The 17376-nt window shown below is 67.3% G+C and carries 21 protein-coding genes; 7 read left to right on the top strand and 14 right to left on the bottom strand.

The features are described from left to right. Position 1 precedes the first annotated feature (1 nt). The 4 genes from AC1DOP_RS07575 to AC1DOP_RS07560 are packed head-to-tail and all read right to left on the bottom strand — an operon-like array spanning position 2 to position 3299. The gene (locus AC1DOP_RS07575) at positions 2–787 is read right to left on the bottom strand and encodes a substrate-binding periplasmic protein (RefSeq protein ID WP_442123194.1); all 786 of its coding nucleotides are present in this window, start codon (positions 785–787) and stop codon (positions 2–4) included. Positions 788–806: 19 nt separating this feature from the next. Next, on the bottom strand, positions 807–1766 hold the full coding sequence (locus AC1DOP_RS07570; protein ID WP_442123195.1) for a Ppx/GppA phosphatase family protein: 960 nt from the start codon (positions 1764–1766) through the stop codon (positions 807–809). Then, complete coding sequence (locus AC1DOP_RS07565) at positions 1763–3016, bottom strand: GGDEF domain-containing protein (protein WP_477250653.1); 1254 nt, start codon at positions 3014–3016, stop codon at positions 1763–1765. Before AC1DOP_RS07565 ends, AC1DOP_RS07570 begins: the two co-directional genes overlap by 4 nt. Positions 3017–3023: 7 nt before the next feature. Beyond that, positions 3024–3299 carry a hypothetical protein gene (locus AC1DOP_RS07560; protein WP_442123197.1) on the bottom strand — a complete coding sequence of 92 codons (276 nt, stop codon included), beginning with the start codon at positions 3297–3299 and terminating at the stop codon, positions 3024–3026. 99 nt (positions 3300–3398) lie between these two features. On the opposite strand from AC1DOP_RS07560, the gene AC1DOP_RS07555 reads away from it, so the two are divergent. The 3 genes from AC1DOP_RS07555 (at position 3399) to AC1DOP_RS07545 (ending at position 7468) form a co-directional block, all read left to right on the top strand. Beyond that, complete coding sequence (locus AC1DOP_RS07555) at positions 3399–4229, top strand: spermine/spermidine synthase domain-containing protein (protein WP_477250652.1); 831 nt, start codon at positions 3399–3401, stop codon at positions 4227–4229. A gap of 19 nt (positions 4230–4248) precedes the next feature. Continuing rightward, positions 4249–7092 carry a bifunctional diguanylate cyclase/phosphodiesterase gene (locus AC1DOP_RS07550; RefSeq protein WP_442123199.1) on the top strand — a complete coding sequence of 948 codons (2844 nt, stop codon included), beginning with the start codon at positions 4249–4251 and terminating at the stop codon, positions 7090–7092. 160 nt (positions 7093–7252) lie between these two features. Then, complete coding sequence (locus AC1DOP_RS07545) at positions 7253–7468, top strand: hypothetical protein (RefSeq protein ID WP_442123200.1); 216 nt, start codon at positions 7253–7255, stop codon at positions 7466–7468. A gap of 23 nt (positions 7469–7491) precedes the next feature. Here the strand turns inward: AC1DOP_RS07545 and AC1DOP_RS07540 are convergent, their stop codons facing one another. Both AC1DOP_RS07540 and AC1DOP_RS07535 read right to left on the bottom strand, forming a co-directional pair. After that, complete coding sequence (locus AC1DOP_RS07540) at positions 7492–7863, bottom strand: hypothetical protein (RefSeq protein WP_442123201.1); 372 nt, start codon at positions 7861–7863, stop codon at positions 7492–7494. 70 nt (positions 7864–7933) lie between these two features. Next, positions 7934–8071 carry a hypothetical protein gene (locus tag AC1DOP_RS07535; protein WP_442123202.1) on the bottom strand — a complete coding sequence of 46 codons (138 nt, stop codon included), beginning with the start codon at positions 8069–8071 and terminating at the stop codon, positions 7934–7936. A gap of 195 nt (positions 8072–8266) precedes the next feature. On the opposite strand from AC1DOP_RS07535, the gene AC1DOP_RS07530 reads away from it, so the two are divergent. Further along, entirely contained in the window at positions 8267–8470 is a 204-nt protein-coding gene (locus tag AC1DOP_RS07530) for a hypothetical protein (protein ID WP_442123203.1), read from the top strand. Here AC1DOP_RS07530 and AC1DOP_RS07525 read toward each other — a convergent pair. Next, positions 8443–8679, bottom strand: coding sequence for a hypothetical protein (locus AC1DOP_RS07525; protein WP_442123204.1), 237 nt, complete (start codon positions 8677–8679; stop codon positions 8443–8445). The two genes, AC1DOP_RS07530 and AC1DOP_RS07525, sit on opposite strands and share 28 nt — an antisense overlap. Further along, positions 8676–8858: a hypothetical protein gene (locus tag AC1DOP_RS07520; RefSeq protein WP_442123205.1), complete on the bottom strand. Its 183-nt coding sequence runs from the start codon at positions 8856–8858 to the stop codon at positions 8676–8678. The genes AC1DOP_RS07525 and AC1DOP_RS07520 overlap by 4 nt, the downstream gene beginning before the upstream one ends. 141 nt (positions 8859–8999) lie before the next feature. On the opposite strand from AC1DOP_RS07520, the gene AC1DOP_RS07515 reads away from it, so the two are divergent. Then, the gene (locus tag AC1DOP_RS07515) at positions 9000–9890 is read left to right on the top strand and encodes an alpha/beta hydrolase family protein (RefSeq protein ID WP_442123206.1); all 891 of its coding nucleotides are present in this window, start codon (positions 9000–9002) and stop codon (positions 9888–9890) included. Here AC1DOP_RS07515 and AC1DOP_RS07510 read toward each other — a convergent pair. Further along, the gene (locus AC1DOP_RS07510; RefSeq protein ID WP_442123207.1) at positions 9887–10189 is read right to left on the bottom strand and encodes a 2Fe-2S iron-sulfur cluster-binding protein; all 303 of its coding nucleotides are present in this window, start codon (positions 10187–10189) and stop codon (positions 9887–9889) included. The genes AC1DOP_RS07515 and AC1DOP_RS07510 overlap by 4 nt on opposite strands. A gap of 127 nt (positions 10190–10316) precedes the next feature. On the opposite strand from AC1DOP_RS07510, the gene AC1DOP_RS07505 reads away from it, so the two are divergent. Both AC1DOP_RS07505 and AC1DOP_RS07500 read left to right on the top strand, forming a co-directional pair. Then, a complete protein-coding gene (locus AC1DOP_RS07505; RefSeq protein WP_442123208.1) occupies positions 10317–11501 on the top strand; it encodes a L,D-transpeptidase family protein in 1185 nt (394 codons plus the stop codon). Positions 11502–11555: 54 nt separating this feature from the next. Continuing rightward, a complete protein-coding gene (locus AC1DOP_RS07500; RefSeq protein WP_477250651.1) occupies positions 11556–12260 on the top strand; it encodes a M23 family metallopeptidase in 705 nt (234 codons plus the stop codon). A gap of 12 nt (positions 12261–12272) precedes the next feature. On the opposite strand, the gene AC1DOP_RS07495 is transcribed toward AC1DOP_RS07500, so the two are convergent. From AC1DOP_RS07495 to AC1DOP_RS07475, 5 genes are all read right to left on the bottom strand, one after another. After that, the gene (locus tag AC1DOP_RS07495; protein ID WP_477250650.1) at positions 12273–14060 is read right to left on the bottom strand and encodes a M4 family metallopeptidase; all 1788 of its coding nucleotides are present in this window, start codon (positions 14058–14060) and stop codon (positions 12273–12275) included. 211 nt (positions 14061–14271) lie between these two features. Further along, a complete protein-coding gene (locus AC1DOP_RS07490) occupies positions 14272–14847 on the bottom strand; it encodes a hypothetical protein (protein ID WP_442123211.1) in 576 nt (191 codons plus the stop codon). Between the two features lie 9 nt (positions 14848–14856). Further along, positions 14857–16041, bottom strand: a complete 1185-nt coding sequence (locus AC1DOP_RS07485) for a zinc-dependent alcohol dehydrogenase (protein WP_442123212.1) — start codon at positions 16039–16041, stop codon at positions 14857–14859. Between the two features lie 223 nt (positions 16042–16264). Then, a complete protein-coding gene (gene ypfJ / locus AC1DOP_RS07480; protein WP_477250649.1) occupies positions 16265–17137 on the bottom strand; it encodes a KPN_02809 family neutral zinc metallopeptidase in 873 nt (290 codons plus the stop codon). Positions 17138–17152: 15 nt separating this feature from the next. After that, on the bottom strand, positions 17153–17338 hold the full coding sequence (locus tag AC1DOP_RS07475) for a hypothetical protein (RefSeq protein WP_442123214.1): 186 nt from the start codon (positions 17336–17338) through the stop codon (positions 17153–17155). Positions 17339–17376: the final 38 nt, after the last annotated feature.

Genomic DNA, 17376 nt, shown 5'->3' with positions numbered 1-17376 from the left:
GTCACCTTCCGGATTGCGGGACGATGCTCAGCTCGCGCTCGCGCTTGCGGTAGGCCGGGCTGTTGCGGACCTCGGCGACGGCCTTCCAGATCCGCTCCGCGAGCGCCGGCTGGCGCGCCACGAAATCGTGCGACAGCATCAGGTAATACGGTTTCTCGACCAGCGGCACCGGCCTCACCTCGAGCTGTTCGGCCATCGGGCCGCGCACCAGGCGCACCGCATCGGCGCCGCCCAGCGCCGCCGCATGGATGCGGCCGGAGACCAGCTTCTGCAGCAGTTCGTCGGCACGCTGGCTGCCCTCGTCCACCTGCACGCCCTGGGCGCGCAGGAAGTCGCCCACCGAATAGCCGAGCTGGAAGCCGATCCGCCCGTCGAGGTTCTGGAAGCTTTTGCCGTCCCAGTCGACGCGGCTGCCCTTGCGCCGCACCAGCAGGTAGCGGTCGACATGCATGCGGCGTTCCGTGTCGGCCTGTTGCCCGCCCGGATAGGCGCCCAGCGCCAGCCGCTCCTGCGAGAAGCTGACGGCGAAGGCGCCGCCGACCTGGTTGGCCTTGAGCTGGGCCAGGCAACGCTTCCACGGCATGCTCTGGTAATCGAATTCGACCCCGGTGCGGCGCGCCACCTCGTTCAGCAGTTCGAAGTTCAGGCCGCCGCCGTCGAGGGTCCGCCAGGGCAGTACTTCCTGGCGCTCGAAGCAGAGCGGAATGCCTGGCTTGCCCGCAGCCGCGGCCGGGCCGCCGGCCAGCAGGCTGGAAACGAGGAAGCCGATGGTGAACGAACGCTGCATGGCGGTGGTCGGATTTAACTCAGGCCGCCTGCACCTGCCGCTGCCGGTGCAGCTCATGCAGCAGCCCGCAGCGCAGGCCGGCATCGGTTTCCAGCAGCGACCGGATCTCCAGCTCCTCCATCAGCGCCAGCAGGATCGCCAGCGCGGCGGCGACGTCGCGCAGCAGCAGGCGGCCAAGTCCGGCCAGCGGGCGTCCGCCGCCGGCATGCTCGAGCACCCGTGCGCCGAGCTGTTCGAGGTCGGCGCGGCTGACACCGTCGGCGCCGGCCGGCGCGCCGCCGTGCGTGCCGTTTTCGCGCGCCAGCCGGGCCAGGGTGCGGACCGTGCCGGAGGCGCCGTACACGCAGTCGCGCGTGCCGGGTGCGTAGTCGGCGGCATGGTCGGCCATGCGCACGCGTGCCGAGGCCACCGCGGCCGCGAAGGACACGGCGTCGATGCGGCCGTTGCCGAAGAAAGTCAGGGCCTGGCGCACCGTGCCCAGCGCCACCGAGCCGGCGCGCCGCACGCGCATGCCCTGCCCCAGCGCGAACTGGGTCGAGCCGCCACCGATGCCCAGCACCAGCGTGCGTGCGCCGGCGGGGGCGGCGCCGGCCACGCCCATCCAGGTGAGGATGGCTTCTTCCTCGCCGGACAGGACCCGCACTTCATGGCCGAGGGCCTGCTGGGCCGCGGGCAGGAACAGATGGGCGTTGCGCGCCATCCGCAAGGTGGAGGTGGCGACCGCGCGTACGGCTTCCAGCGGGCGGGCGCGCAGGCGCTCGCGCAGGCGCGCCACGCACTCGAGGGCGTCGCGCATCGCCTCCTGGCTCAGGCAGCCGCTGGCATCGAGGCCGGCGGCCAGGCGCAGCGGCACGTGCTCGCTCTCCAGTTCCAGCGGGACGCCGTCGCGGTAGCTGGCCACCAGCAGGCGGAAACTGTCGGAACCGAGCACCAGGGCGGCATAGCTTGGCGCGGATGGGTCGGGATAATGGTCGTTCATGGCTGCTCCGGCGAATTGTTCGGCGAGACGATAGCGGGCCCGGATGACGGTTCGATGACAGGCCCGGTCCGCATCGCCTCAGACCTCGGCGGAACGGCGGGCGCCGGCGGCGCCAGCTCGACGCGGTTGCGTCCCGCCGCCTTGGCGGTGCGCAGGGCTTCGTCGGCGCGCGCGAGCAGGGTCACGCTGCTGTCGTCCGCGCGGATCGTGGTCACGCCGAAGCTCGCGCTCAGGGTGACCATCGCACGCTCGGTCTTGACCGGGGTGGCGGCGATCGCGGCGCGCATGCGCTCGGCGACCATGGCGGCGTCCTGCTCGCTGGTGCGCGGCAGCAGGATCGCGAATTCGACGCCGACCAGGCGCGCCAGCTGGTCGCTGTCGCGAAGCTGGCGCTTGCAGACTTCGAGCAGGCTGCGCAGGACGACGTCGCCGGCCGGGTGGCCGTAGCTGTCGTTGACGCGCTTGAACTGGTCGAAGTCGAACAGCACCAGCGCGGTCGGGGCGCCGGGCCGGCGCGCCAGCGACATCCACGGCGCCAGCACCTGGAAGAAGCCGCGCCGGTTGGTGACGTCCGTCAGGGGGTCGACCACTTCCAGGCGCGCCAGCTGGTCCTCCAGGCTTTCGCGGCCCAGCAGCAGCCAGCCGAAGCCGCCCATCAGCATCAGCAGGTACAGCGCCGCCGAGTACAGCTGGCGCAGCAGCTCGTTGCTCATCCAGCCCCAGCCGGACGGCGCCAGCAGCACCAGGGCGCCGCGCATGCCCACCACCAGGGCCAGCAGCGCGGTCGCCAGCGCCAGGAAGCGGCGCAGCATCGAGGCCCCGGCCCAGCCGCGCGCCAGGGCGGCGGCGGCCGACAGATAAAAGGCGCCGAGGATCAGCGAGGATGCCAGCGCACGCAGGCCGATCTCGTCGATCCAGTAGCACAACAGGAAGACCACCAGCGCCAGCCCCAGCGCCGGGGTGGTGATGCTGCGCCAGCGCCGTCCGCCGGCGCGTTCCCACAGCGCCCCCGCTTCCCAGGCCACGCCGGCGATCACCAGGGCGTAGGCTACCGGCAAGGCCAGCCGCTCGGGCACCACGTTGGCGCCGCCGATCGCCAGCAGCAGCCAGCCGGCCGCCTGCATCTGGCGCGACCAGCCCCAGGTCGACAGGGCCGCCGGACGGCCATTTTTGTGTTCGAAGAAAAACAGTGCGGCGCAGATGGCCAGGTTGCCGAGGGCCAGGGCGAGGACGATGGTGGTCGAATCCATGGCCGCCTCAGATCTCGTGGACCACGGCGGTGGTGCCGTCGCCGACCTTGCTGGCCCAGGCTCGCGCCCAGTACTGCATCTGGGTTTCGCTCGGGGCTTCGTGCCAGAACACGATCAGGGTGCCCTTGTGGTCGTGCAGCTGGTTCAGCTTCTCGACGAAGCCGCCGTCGCCATCCACGTCGGCCAGCGCCATCGCGTAGCCATAGACACGGTCGAGCCGCTCGATACGGTCGGGCTCGGTCTGGCTGTTGGTGGCGGTGATGGTGGGATGGTCCAGGAACATGAGGTCTCCGTGAGGCTGCGGCGGCCAGCTTATCAGAAACTTATCCTCTGCAACAAGCCGGACCGGACTCGCCGCGATCCGCATCGTATACTGCCGGCCATGCCGAATCATTCGAAGCCGCTGGTCCGCACCGAGGGCGACCGCCGCACACTGGAGTTCACGCCGGGCGACATCCAGAGCGCGATGCGGCTGTCGCGCCCGCACGCGCTGGTGCTCTCCTATGCGCGCGCCATGATGTGCTTTCCGCTGTTCGTGCCCCACCCCGGCCACATCCTGATGGTCGGCCTGGGCGGCGGATCGATGGCCACGTACTGCCGGCGCCGGTTTCCGGACTGCCGCATCACCGTGCTCGAGCTGCGCGCCGACGTGATCGCCCTGCGCGAGCACTTCCTGGTGCCGCCCGACGACGAGCGCTTCAGCGTGATCCATGCCGATGCCGCCGAATGGATGGCCGCCGCGGCCCGCGCCGACGACGCGATCGCCGACGTGATCGTGGTCGACGGCTTCGACGCCGCCGGGCTGCCGCCGGCCCTGTCCAGCCGCCGCTTCTACGAGGATTGCCGGCGCCTCCTGCGGCCGGACGGGGTGCTGGTGGCAAATGTCTTCAGCTACGACCCGCGCCGCGCCGACGTGCTGGGCGCCCTGGACCGGGCCTTCGACGACCGCACCTGCCGGCTCGACAAGGTGGCCGGCAACAACCACATCCTGTTCGCCGCCGCCGGCGACGCTGGACACGCGGCGCGTGTGCTGCGGCGCCCGCCATTATTGAACCGTCTATGCATACGCCTCAACCTTATTCGGATGGCATGGCGCAGTGTTTTGGGCAAGCCACACCTGGGTCCGCTACTTGCTTCTGAGAGACAATTTGTTTGCGGAAACAAGCCTTTCTGTGACAAACTTGGCCCCGCCCACATGCCTTTGAGCAAGTAATTTCACTATAGGACTTTGGATGCCGCGTCGACGACTGCAGCTTTCGCTTACGCTTGCGGCGGCCCTCACGCTTGGGGGCGGCCTCGTCACGACCGCCGTGCTGACGGCAGCGGTCAACCAGCTCGAGATCGACAACCGGACCCTCGCCTTCGAACAGGGCGCGACCGTGCGCGTGGCCGCCCTGCGCCAGGGCATGGACGAGGCGGTCGAAGTCCTGAACGTCACCAACCAGCTGTTCGCCACCGTGCAGCCGGTGACGCGCTCGCAGTTCCGCGATTTCACCAGTCCGCTGCTGCTGCGTAATCCCTACATCAAGGCCTTCAACTTCCACCGCGCGGTCGAGGACAGCGAACGCGCCGCCTTCGAAGCCGAGCTGCAGCGGGTGCGCCCCGGCACCGTCCTGCACGAGATGCAGGACGGCCGCCTGGTGCCGGCGCCGCGCCGGCCGCGCTACAACGTGGTCGACTACCTCGAGCCGATGCAAGGCAACGAGCCGGCCTTCGGCCTGAACGTGGGCGTGAACAATGAAGTGGCGCGGGCCCTGGCGCGCGCCCATGCCAGCGGACACGCGGCCGCCACCGGCCTGCTGAACCTGGCCCAGGACCCGGGCGGCAGGCCCAGCTTCGAGGTGGTGATGCCGGTCTACGGCCCGGCCGGCCGCCTGCTGGGCGACACCGCCGCCGTGCTCGACGTCCAGACCCTGGCGCGCTCCACCCTGGCGCGCGCCGGCCTGCTGGAAGACCGCAGCATGCTGCTCAAGCTCTATATCGGCGCCCGCTCCCTCCCCGCCGCGATGGTCTATGCCAACCACGACGAACGCGAGGCCGCCGCGCCCGAGCTGCCGCCGATGCGCTGGCTGGCGCGCGCCGGTGCGCGCTCGCTCGACCATTTCGTGGCCGCCGGCCAGACCTGGACCGTGGAAGCCGCCGCCGCGCCCAAGCCCTACCTGGCCGACCACCTGGCCTCGTCGCTGCTGCTGGCCGGCGGGCTGCTGTCCACCCTGCTGCTGACCGCTTTCGTGCAGGCCGCCGGCCAGCGCGCGCGCAAGGTGCAGGAACTGGTGCGCGAGCGCACCGCCGACCTCAAACTGACCAACCAGCGCCTGATCGACGACGTACTGGCCCGCAAGCGCACCGAAAAGGCGCTGCAGGAAAGCGAGCAGCGCTTCCGCCAGCTGGTGGCCATGTCCTCCGACTGGTACTGGGAACAGGACGAGCAGCTGCGCTTCGTCGCCATGACCGGCCACTTCACGGAAAAATCCGGCATCGCCGTCGAGCGCCTCCTGGGCAAGACGCGCTGGGAATTCGTGTCCGGCATGGCGGACAACGAATCGGGACGCGAACACTTGGCCGCCATCCAGGCGCGCGAACCCTTCAAGAACCTGGAATACCGCGCCCTCGACGACAACGGCGAGGAGCGCTGGTTCTGCGTCAGCGGCCAGCCGATGTTCGACGACAACGGCCGCTTCACGGGCTACCGCGGCACCGGCAGCGACATCACGGCGCGCAAGATCACCGAGCAGCGCGTGCACCACGTGGCCCAGCACGACGTGCTGACCGGCCTGCCGAACCGTTCGCTGCTGCAGGACCGCCTGGGCCAGGCGGTGGCCTATGCGACCCGCAGCGGCCATCCGGTGTGGGTGATGCTGATCGACCTGGACCGCTTCAAGTTCGTCAACGACAGCATGGGCCACAAGGCCGGCGACGTGCTCCTGATGACGGTGGCGGCGCGACTGCGCGGCTCGCTGCGCGACACCGACACCGTGGCCCGCCTGTCGGGCGACGAATTCGTGGTGATCCTGTCGCAGCACGAAGACCAGCCGCTGACCAGCGACATCGTGCAGCGGGTGATGGATTCGGTGGCCCAGCCGGTCATGCTGGGGCCGAAGGAATTCTTCGTCACCTGCAGCATCGGGGTGGCGGCCTATCCGAGCGACGGTACCTCGGCCGAGAACCTGATCGAGCACGCCGACATCGCGATGTACCGCGCCAAGAAGCTGGGCCGCAACAACTTCCAGTTCTATACGCCGGCGATGAACGAGGAATCGCTGGAGCGGGTGCGCATCGAGAGCGCGCTGCGCAATGCGCTGGAGCGTAACGAATTCGTGCTGCACTACCAGCCGCAGGTGGACCTGAAGACCGGTCAGATCGTCGGCATGGAGGCCTTGATCCGCTGGAAGCATCCGGAGCTGGGCATGGTGCCGCCCTCGCGCTTCGTCGGCGTGGCCGAGGACACCGGCCTGATCGTGCCGATCGGCGCCTGGGTGATGCGCACCGCGGCCGCCCAGAACAAGATCTGGCACGACGCGGGCCTGGGCAAGCTGAGGGTGGCGGTGAACCTGTCGGCGCGCCAGTTCAGCGCCACCGACCTGGTGCCGGGCATCGAGCAGGTGCTGATCGATACCGGACTCGATCCCGCCTGCCTGGAGCTGGAGCTGACCGAAAGCCTGTTCATGAGCGACGTCACGCCGGCGGTGGAGCTGCTGCACCGCATGAAGGCGCTGGGCGTGAAGCTCTCGATCGACGATTTCGGCACCGGCTACTCGAGCTTCTCCTACCTGTCGCGCTTCCCGATCGACGTGCTGAAGATCGACCGCTCCTTCGTGAACGACATCAGCCACGATGCCAACGATGCCGCGATCGTCGCCTCCATCATCGCGCTGGCGCACAACCTGCGCCTGTCGGTGATCGCCGAGGGAGTGGAGACGGCCGAGCAGCTCGACTACCTGCGCCACCAGGGCTGCGACGAAATGCAGGGGTATTACTTCTCGCGTCCGCTGCCGGCCCACGAATTCGAACAACTGCTGCGCCAGCGCCGCGGCCTGGCGGCCTTCGACGATGAGCCGCAAGCCGCGGTGGCTTGACGATTACATCACAATTGCATCGTTCTGCATGAACAAAGGCCGCTAAGGCCTTGTATTCTTTGTTTTATCTGAAATTTTTTGTGGCAGAAATAATATCGTTCCCATACAATAGTAGTGAACGTTTGGCAATAATGCCGTGCGCATAATAACGAGGGATGATATGAACTACGAGACTGGCGGACTGGGCGCCATCGAGAGCGTGGCCGACCGGAGGCCGCGTACCGACATGCGTACCCGCGACCTGGTCAACCAGGCGGTAGCATCGATCCCGACCCTGGGCCTGCAGCGCGCCGCCGAATTCCTGGCGGCGATGAACGTGCCGGCCGAAATCGCGGTGCGCACCCTGGTTTATCCGCACCGCCGCCGTTCGAACTGATTTCGCCGCGCTTATTTGCGTGCTTATTTGCGTGGATCCTGGGCGCTGATGTCGGCCAAAGATTCGCGGCCGCGTTCGGTGAGTTCGTAGCCGCCGCCTTCCAGTGCGGCGATGTGCGACTTGCGGCTCAGGAACTGCACCACATCCTCATCCAGTGCGCTCGCCGGATCCTGCTGCAGCGCGCGCAGCGCTTCGATACAGCGCTTCAGAAATAGCACTTCCTGCCCCTTCGGGCTCAAGGAAAGGCTGCCGTTCTTCCCATACTGCACCAGTTTCAGGCCGGACAGGCGTTTGGCGTTGCGGCCGACGCAGGCATTCACCCGGTCGTTGCGGGCACCGCGCCGGATGAATTCGAGGGCGTCGTATTCGTCGCCCGTCAGTTTCTCATTCTTCATTCAGACTTTCATTGGGAGCAAAGGTCGCCATGGTAAGGCGGCCCGGGTTCTCCCGCAACTTCCGCTTGATTTACCTGAGCACGCACACGGCCGTCCACACCAGGCCGGCCCCGGCCAGCGCGCCCAGCGCCAGCGCCGCCTGCATGCGTCGCGAGCCCAGCAGCGAGCTTCTTCCGAGATAGATCTTGTTGTATAAGGTGCTGCCCATGCTGTCCTCCCCGAGAGTGCTTGACCGACGGACCATTATAGAAAGTTTCCTTGAGGCACTATGTGCGCCCGCATACATAGTGTCGATTTTGTATCGATAAAGCAACACGCCGTGGGCGCCTATCGAGCGCCGGAGGGTGCGGCTGGCTGCTAGGATCATCTCAACGCGACAACCCGCCAACACAAGGAGAGCACCATGAACACTTCCATCCCCAAGCCGGACCCAGCCGCAAAAGGGCCGCCGATGATGCACGAAGGCGACATCGGCAGCGGCGAGATCACGCCGGGCCAGCACGAAACCAATGAGATGATCAAGGAGATCCCGCCGCTGCCGCAGCGCGGCAGCCGGCAGGATACCGGCGACGCCGGCAATCAGCAGGGCAAGCCGGGCAAGCCCTGATACCGGGCGCCCTTGCCGGCCTTGATCGGCGGCTGGGGCATCCCGGGTTCTTCGACCGGCGCGCGGGACGGCGCCGGCACGTCGTCAGGATCCGGACTCGGCTGCGGAGGCGGCTGGTCCGGGTCGGTCGGATCCGGCGTGGTGTGGGCGCGCAGGGCCGGCATCAGCTCGCGTTCCACAATGCTAGCTACCGGAATCGCTCCCATCATCGCGATTCCTTTTGCTTCGCGCCGCCGCCGGCGCCCTTCCCTTTACCGGCCTTGACGGTGGTTTTCTCGTTATGGCTGCTCTTGTCCGGATTCACGCCGGCACGGCGCTTGGCCAGATCCTCTTCCGAATCGTTGGCCGACTGCTTGTTCTGGTTGCCGCTGGATTTCGATTGGGTCATAGCAATTCTCCTCGAGTGAACACGTGATGAACGGTTGACGTTTTCGCGCAGCCTAGCACGTTGGAACGGGGCCGGCTTTCAATCGTGCGCGGTGTTGGTATGATGGCGTTCTTGCCGTTTTTACACTGGATGATCGCTCCCATGCTGCGCCTGCTCCCCGCCGCCTTCGCCCTCGTCTGCGCCGCCGCCGGCGCCGCGCCGCCAAAACCGATGACCCTGGCCGACTACATGGCCCTGAAGGGGCCGGTTCCCAACGCCACCTTCGCCTACGGCAGCGCGCCTTCGCAGTACGCGGAACTCTACGTGCCGGGCGGCCCCGGTCCCTTCCCGGTGGCGGTGCTGGTGCACGGCGGCTGCTGGACCAAGGAATTCGGCGGCGTCATTCAGCTGCGCAACCTGGCGGCGGCGCTGGCCGAGCGCGGCATCGCTTCCTGGAACGTCGAATACCGCCGCGTCGACGAGGCCGGCGGCGGCTATCCGGGCACCTACCAGGACATGAACGCGGCCCTGGCCATGCTGGCCCAGCAGGCGCGCCGCTATCCGCTCGACCTGAACCGCCTGGTCGCGGTCGGCCACTCGGCCGGCGGCCAGCTGGTGCAATGGATGGCGGGCCGGCCGCGCATCCCGGACACCAGCCCGCTCTACCAGCCCGATCCGCTGCCAGTCAAGAAGGTGGTGAGCCTGGGCGGCCTGGCCGACCTGCGCCGCGAGCAGGCCCTGATCAAGTCCAGCTGCGACCGCGAGATCGGCCAGCTGACCGGCGCGCCCAGCGACAAGCGCCCCGACGTCTTCGCCGACACGAATGCCGGCGACCTGCTGCCCAACGGCAGCCGCACCATCCTCGTGACGGGCGAGCTGGACCGCATCTCGCCGCCGCGCGTGGCGAAGGACTTCGCCGCCCGCGCCCGCGCCGCCGGCGACGCCGCCGAGGTCGTGATCCTGCCCGGCGCCAGTCACTACGACGAGGTCGCGGCCAGCTCGCATTCCTGGCCGCTGGTGCTGCGGGCGATCGAGTCGGCCCTGGCCCGCTAGTCCACCTGAGCGTTCAGGCGTTTCGCCAGGCGCTGCTCGACTTCCACGTCGCCCACCGGCACGGCGACGCAGGGCAGGATGTAGCCTTCCCTCTTCTCGTCGAAAGACAGGCCCGGCCACTCGACCAGGTAGCGCACGCTGCCGCTCGCCAGGCGGCAGATGCAGGTGCGGCAGGTGCCGTTGCGGCAGGAGCTCGGCAAGTCGATGCCGGCCTGTTCGGCGGCGTGCAGGATGGTCGTGTCCGCCGGTGCGGGGACGGTCCAGCCGGCGGGCTGGAAGGTGATCGTGGCGTCGCTCATGATGCTGCCGATTGTACCTGTCCGGATGCCGGCTTACTCAGCCGGACGATGAGTTCGTTTGCGCACAGACCCTTGCCCGGGGCGGCACTACGCTGAGGTTTCCATATGCAAGTAATGCAGGAAGCCAATGAAATACTTTACTGCCCCCGCCCTGGCCGTTCTCCTTGGCAGCGTCTGCGCTGCCGCCGGTGCCCAGCAGGCCTATCTCGTCAAGAACAAGCAGCCGGCGCAGCCGACCGTGCAGTCGCGCGTCGCCGCCGCCTCGGCCGCCAACGCCCAGACCGCCGCCGCCGCGCGTGCGCAGACCAGCGCCGTGGAAGCCGCTTCGACGCCAGCCCAGACACCTGCGTCCACACAAGCGCCCGCGCAAACGCCAGCGCCCATGCCCGCCCAGACGCCCGATCAGGCATCGGCGCCGCAAGCCGCTGTCAGCGCCACCGAAGGCGCGACGCCGGCCGGCGTCGCCACCAAATTCGACCGCCGCCTGCGCGCCCAGGTCCTGCTCGACCGTGCCCACTTCTCGCCGGGCGAGATCGACGGCGCCTTCGGCTCCAACATGAAACAGGCGCTGTCCGGCTTCCAGAAGGCGCGCGGCCTGCCGGTGACGGGCAAGCTCGACGACGCCACCTGGCAAGCCCTGAACGCCGACAACGCGCCCACCTTGGTCGCCTACACGCTGGCCGACGCCGACGTCGCCGGCCCCTTCCGCCCCGTCCCCGAGGACATGATGGAAAAGGCCAAGCTGCCCACCCTTGGCTACGCCACCGTGCAGGAAGGCCTGGGCGAGAAATTCCACGCCAGCCCGGCCCTGATCGAGAAGCTCAACAAGGGCAAGAACCTCAGCCGCGCCGGCGAAGAGATCATGGTGCCGAATGTGATGGGCACCCCGACCCTGCCGCCGGCGGCCCGCGTCGTGGTCTCGCGCGAGGCCCACATCCTGACCCTGGAAGACGCTAGCGGCCGCCCGATCGCCCAATATCCGGCCTCGACCGGTAGCGAGCACGACCCGCTCCCGATCGGCAACTGGAAGATCGACGGCGTGGCGCGCAACCCGACCTACAACTACAACCCCAAGCTGTTCTGGGACGCCAAGCCCGGCGACGCCAAGGCGAAGATCGCGGCCGGCCCCAACAATCCGGTCGGTGTGGCCTGGATCGACCTGTCGATTCCCCACTACGGCATCCACGGCACGCCGGTGCCCGGCCTGGTCGGCAAGACCGAGTCGCACGGCTGCATCCGCCTGACGAACTGGAGCGCGGCCGAGGTCGCCGGACTGGTGCAGAAGGGAACGGAAGTCGTATTGACGGAGTAAATACTTAACGGAATCAGTATCACAACGAAAAATACCAACAACAAGGAGATCGCGATGAGATGGCTGTTGACCTTCCTGCTCGGCGTGGTGGTGGGCGCGGGCGGCCTGTTTGCCTGGCTGCGCCAGGTGCCGCATGAAGCTCCGGCGACGACGCAGGCGCAAGCCCAGGTGAACACGGGCTCCCTGCCTGCCCCGGCCGGGCCGGACATCGAGAGCAAGCTGCCGCCGGCGCCCAAGGTCACGCCCGACCTCACCGAACTCGATTTGCCGCTGCGTCCCTCGGTCACGACACTGCCGGCCGATACCGGCGTCCCGTCTGCGCCCGCCCCCTCCGGCAAGCTGATGGTGCCGGTCGAGGGCATGAGCCTGGCCAGCATCAAGGACAACTTCGACCAGCCACGCGGCACCGAGCGCCACCACGAAGCGCTCGACATCATGGCGCCCAAGGGCACGAAGGTGCTGGCCACGGCCGACGGCAAGATCGCCAAGCTGTTCACCAGCAAGCCGGGCGGCCTGACCGTCTACGAGTTCGATCCCACCGAAAAATACGCCTACTACTACGCCCATTTGGACCGCTATGCCGAGGGCCTGAAGGAAGGCATGGACGTCAAGCGCGGCGACCTGATCGGCTATGTGGGCAGCACCGGCAATGCGGATCCGAACGCGCCCCACCTGCACTTTGCCGTGTTCGAGCTGACGCCCGAGAAGCAGTGGTGGAAAGGGACCCCGGTGAATCCCTATCCGCTGCTGGGCGAGTGAACACAGGCCTGCTTACTCGTCCACGTCCGCCCCAACATTGATCGCCGCATAGGCCCGCTGGACGGCGATGGCCTCGCGGCTGCCCTTGCCGTACAACTCCTCGGCCGACTCGATCATCCTGGTGCGCGCATCGGCGTAATTGGTGCTCGATGTGAACTTGGTGGTGTTGGCCTTGAACCAGATCCGGTAGGCCTTGTCGAGGCCGATGCCGCTCATCGCCGCCGGATTCTTGACCAGGTATTTGCTGTAGTAGTCGCTGGCCTTGTCCGCGTTCGAGCCTTGCGACAGGAAGTAGAACATGCGGTTGTTCGGGCCGCTGCTGTAGTGCACATCGATGCGCCTGAGCGAGGTGCTCCAGGCATCCGGGCTGCTGCCGTCCTTGCTCGGCTTGTACATCCAGCGCAGCGGCGTGCCGTTCTTGCTGATCTCCTTGCCCAGTACCCAGTCGTTGCCCTCGCTTGGTATCGTGTCGCCCTTGCCGCCGGCGCGCGCATAGGCTTCGACCACTTCGCCGTTGATGTCGGAGGCCGATTCGTTCAGGCCGCCCGATTCACCCGAGTAGATCAGGTTCGAGGTGGCGGCGGTGACGCCGTGGCCCATCTCGTGGCCGATCACGTCGATCGAGCCGAGGCTGTAGAAGCTGGAGCCGTCGCCGATGAACATGCAGCGGCAGGTGTCGCTGTAGTAGGCGTTGTCGTAGGCGGTGTTGACGTGGGCCGCGATGTAGGTGGCCGTATTGTGGCCGTCCAGCGACTGCCAGCCGAAGACGTTCTTCAGCGTGTCGTAGGTGTTCATCAGGCCCCACATGGCGTTCACCGCCGCGGTCTGGCCGTTGGCGTCCGTGGTCGACCCGCCGCGAATGTAGTTCTTGCCGTCGCCCCAGGTATTGCTGTCGTTGACGTAGACATTGCCGGCCTTGGAGGTGTTGTTGGCGTTGGTGATCGCCATCGCGCCGAACATGCCGCCGGTGCCGCGCGTATCGTCGATCATCTTGTACTTGCCATCGACCAGGGTGGTGTTGATCGGCACCTCGCCGTTGTACTGGCTCTTGCCGACACCGGTCACCGTCTGCAGCATGCTCCACTGGTCGAGGATGCTGCCGTCGCGCGCGCTGACCACGGTGTCGTGGTAGACCGGCTTCTCGCCGACGTGCATGCGGGTGTGGACCAAGTAGGCCAGCTCGTAGTGGTCGACGACGTCCTCGACGTCGAGGGCGTTCAGCTCATACTCCGGCTTGTCGCGCGCGGCGGCGGTGCGCTCGGTGCGCAGCACCGGGTAGATGATCAGTTCGGCGCTCGGCGGCGCCACGTGGCTGGCGTTGGCGCCGAGCGAGCCGAGGGCGGCGTCGATCGCTTGTCTGGACGAGATCGCCGGCACCACGCTGAAGTCGCTGCCGGGACCGCCGGTGGCGGCGCCCGGGGCGCTCTTGCCGAGACCGGCACGGCGTTCGGAGGCCGACTCGGACTGGATCTTCCCGTTCGGACCGAGCACCACCACCGACTCCGAGCCGAAGATGGGCACACCCTTCCAGGTGTGGGCGACGCGCGCGACCTGGGTGCCCTGCATGCCGGGATGCTGGCCCAGCACCGCGAAGCCATGGTGCGCGTCCAGGCCGCGCTGGGCCCGGCGCGCCTCGAGCTGGGCGACGATGCCGGCGCTGGCCTGCGGCGTGACCTTGACCGGCGCGCTCATCATCGTCAGGGGAAGCGGCGCCGCCGCCAGCGGCAGGCAGGCCAGGCAGACCAGACAGGAAGCGGCGCCGATCGACGCCGCCAGCAGTTTGCGGGAAGGGTGTTTCATCTCGCCTCCATTCGGTTGGACAGCCGTAAGCAAGCTCTGCTTTGGGCACCATCAGAGTGTGGACGAGCTTCCGTTCAAGGATTTGCTCGAACGCAAAAAGCCCCACGGCGCGCGGGAAGCGCCGTGGGGCGTATCGTGGGACGGTACTTTTGGTACTTGACCGTCGCCCCCGCTTTCGCGGGGATGACGGAGACTCAGCGCAGCCGGTGTTTCAGCGATCCCGACGCCGCATCAGGTACACCGCCGTACCGACAACGGCAGTGGCAATCGCCGCCTTCTTCACCAGGCCAGCCTTGTTGTGCTGCCATTCGGACTTGATGCCCATCTCGGCCAGCACGTTCGGCACCTTGCCCTTGGCCAGGTCTTCGCCGACACCTTCGACCACGTTGACGCGGTCGGCGGCCAGCAGGATCAGCCAGTGGCGCATGTCGTTCTCGGACCAGCGGAAGGCCAGGCGGCGCAGCATGCCGGACAGGCCCTTCGGCGGCTGGGCGGTGCCGAAGATCGGGGTGATGCCGGGACGCTCGGTCGAGACCAGGATCTCGACGTTTTCCGGCTGCTGCGTCAGCTTTCCCTCATGGGCGTGGATGAAGCGCGGCGGGGTGCGCTCCATCGGCACCGCCGGACGGTTCTTGCGGTCCAGGTCGGCGCCCCAGCCGTGGATGTGGGACAGCTGTTCGCGGGTCGGCCGCTGCGGCACCATCGGGTAGTCGTTCTGGTGCTCGTCGGCGTGGCCGCGGTGGTGGTGCTGGTGCGAATGCGGATCGACTTGATCGGAAGTTTGCATGGGGGCTCCTTAATGCAGTGCGCTGGCCTGAACGGCGCGGACCTCGTGGGCGCGCGGCGGGATCAGGACGGTCTTGATGCAGTCGTCGAGCTTGCTCGAAAAGATGTGGTAGGCATCCGCCACCTCTTCCAGCGGCACCCGGTGGGTGATGATGTCTTTCGGGCTCAGGCGGCCTTCACGGATGTGCTCGATCAGGCGCGGCAGGTGGCGCTTCACGCTGGCCTGGTTGGCGCGGATCGTCAGGCCCTTGTTCAGGACATTGCCCATCGGGACCATGTTGAAGGTCGGGCCATACACGCCGACGATCGAGACATTGCCGCCCTTGCGCACCGAGTTGATGGCCCAGTGCAGCACGGTCGAGGAACCGGCCTGCATCTTCATCAGGCGCCCGGTCAGGGTCTGGGCGATCGAGCCGGCGGCGTCGCCGCCCACGCAGTCGATACAGACGTCGGCGCCCATCCAGTCCGTCATCTTCTTGATGTGCTCGGCCATGTCGTTGACTTCGCGGAAGTTCACCACTTCGCACTGGGCCCAGCGCTTGGCGAATTCGAGGCGGTACTCGAGCTCGTCGACCACGATCACGCGCCCCGCCCCCATCAGCCAGGACGACTTGGCGGCCAGCAGGCCGATCGGACCGGCGCCGAAGATGACCACGGTGTCGCCTTCGCTGATGTCGCCCATCTCGGCGGCCTGGTAGCCGGTCGGCGTGACGTCGGTCAGCAGCACGGCGTCGTCGTCGTGGATGTCGTCCGGGATCAGCATCGGGCCGACGTCGGCCATCGGCACGCGCACGTACTCGGCCTGGCCGCCGTCGTAGCCGCCGGCGGTGTGCGAGTAACCGTAGATGGCGCCGACCGCGGTGGCTTCCGGATTCGTGTTGTGGCAGTTGCCGAACAATTCATGCTGGCAGTAGAAGCAGGAGCCGCAGAACAGGTTGAACGGCACCATCACGCGGTCACCGGGTTTCAGTGTCTGCACTTCCGAACCGACGTCCTCGACCACGCCGATGAACTCGTGGCCGAAGGTATGGCCGACGCGGGTATCGGGCACCATGCCATGGTACAGGTGCAGGTCGGAACCGCAGATGCAGGTACGCGTCACGCGCACGATGGCGTCGCCAGGATGCTCGATCATGGGATCGGGCTTGTGGTCGGCACGGACGCGATATGGCCCCCGGTAATTCATTGCCAGCATATGTCCTCCTCGGGATTGGTTGACGGCCCACAGCTCAGGAATGGGCACTTGGACACGAAGTTATGTCAAAACGCCAAGGAAGGCGATACGCGCACGGAAACGAACACGGGTTTCTGGACAACTTTTTTGCGTCAGTTAGTTCTTTGTTTTTAAAAGGAACTATATTTAATTCCAATAGAAAACGGCCGCACTTGGCGGCCGTGGCGCTGCTGCAAAGCCGGCGTCAGAGTTGACGAGCGTCGAAGGTATTACATTGATTGACCGAGCCGGTCTCCAACCCGCGCTTGAACCAGCGCACCCGCTGCGCCGAGGTGCCGTGGGTGAAGGAATCCGGCACCACCTCGCCGCGCGACTGGCGCTGCAGGGCGTCGTCGCCGATCGCGGTGGCGGCGGCCAGGGCCGATTCGACGTCGCCCTGCTCGATGATCTGCTTGGCTTCGTTGGTGTGGTAGGCCCACACGCCGGCGAAGCAGTCGGCCTGCAGCTCGACCCGCACCGACAGCGCGTTCGCCTCGGTCTCGGACAGCCGCTGGCGCATGCCGTCGACCTTGCCCGAGATGCCCAGCAGGTTCTGCACGTGGTGGCCGACCTCGTGCGCGATCACGTAGGCCTGGGTGAATTCGCCGCCCACGTGGAAGCGCTGCTGCATCATGCGGAAAAAGGTCAGGTCGATGTAGACCTTGCGGTCCGCCGGGCAGTAGAAGGGGCCGACGGCGGCCTGGCCGGTGCCGCAGCCGCCGGTCGGCGTGCGCTCGTCGTACAGGACCAGCACCGGCGGCGTGTAGGTGGCGCCGTTGGCCTTGAAGATCTGGGTCCAGGTGGTTTCGGTGTAGCGCAGCACGGTGCGGACGAACTGGGTCTCGCGGTCGGTGGCGGGCGGATGGGACGGCGCCTGCTGCACCTGCGCGGGCGAGCCGCCGCCGGACAGCAGACTCAGGATGGTGCCCGGCGACACCCCGAAGAACCAGGAACCGAGCAGCGCGATGACGATCGTGCCGATCCCCACCGTGCCGCCGCCGATGCCGAAACCGCCGCCACCGCCGCCGCCGCGGCGATCTTCTACATTACTGCTCTGTTCATCGCCTTCCCAACGCATATCGTTCTCCTTGCTTTACTTTCCGATGGGCCGCCTCTGGCCCACCACGCCCGCCTGCTCGCGGACATCCTTGTTCCGGAATTCCTCGTCGACCGCCAGCCCGGCACGCCGCTCGTCGTGCAGATGGCGCTCATGGCGCTCGCGTTCGACTTCGCGCTCGATGCGGTCGCGGGTGGAGACATTCGGCAGTTTCGTACTCATGGCTATCCTTGGTGAAGTAGGCCGGTGCCATCGCCCAG

It is taken from the genome of Massilia sp. 01N410 (assembly GCF_056399665.1).
This window is presented reverse-complemented; position numbering and strand designations above follow the sequence as displayed.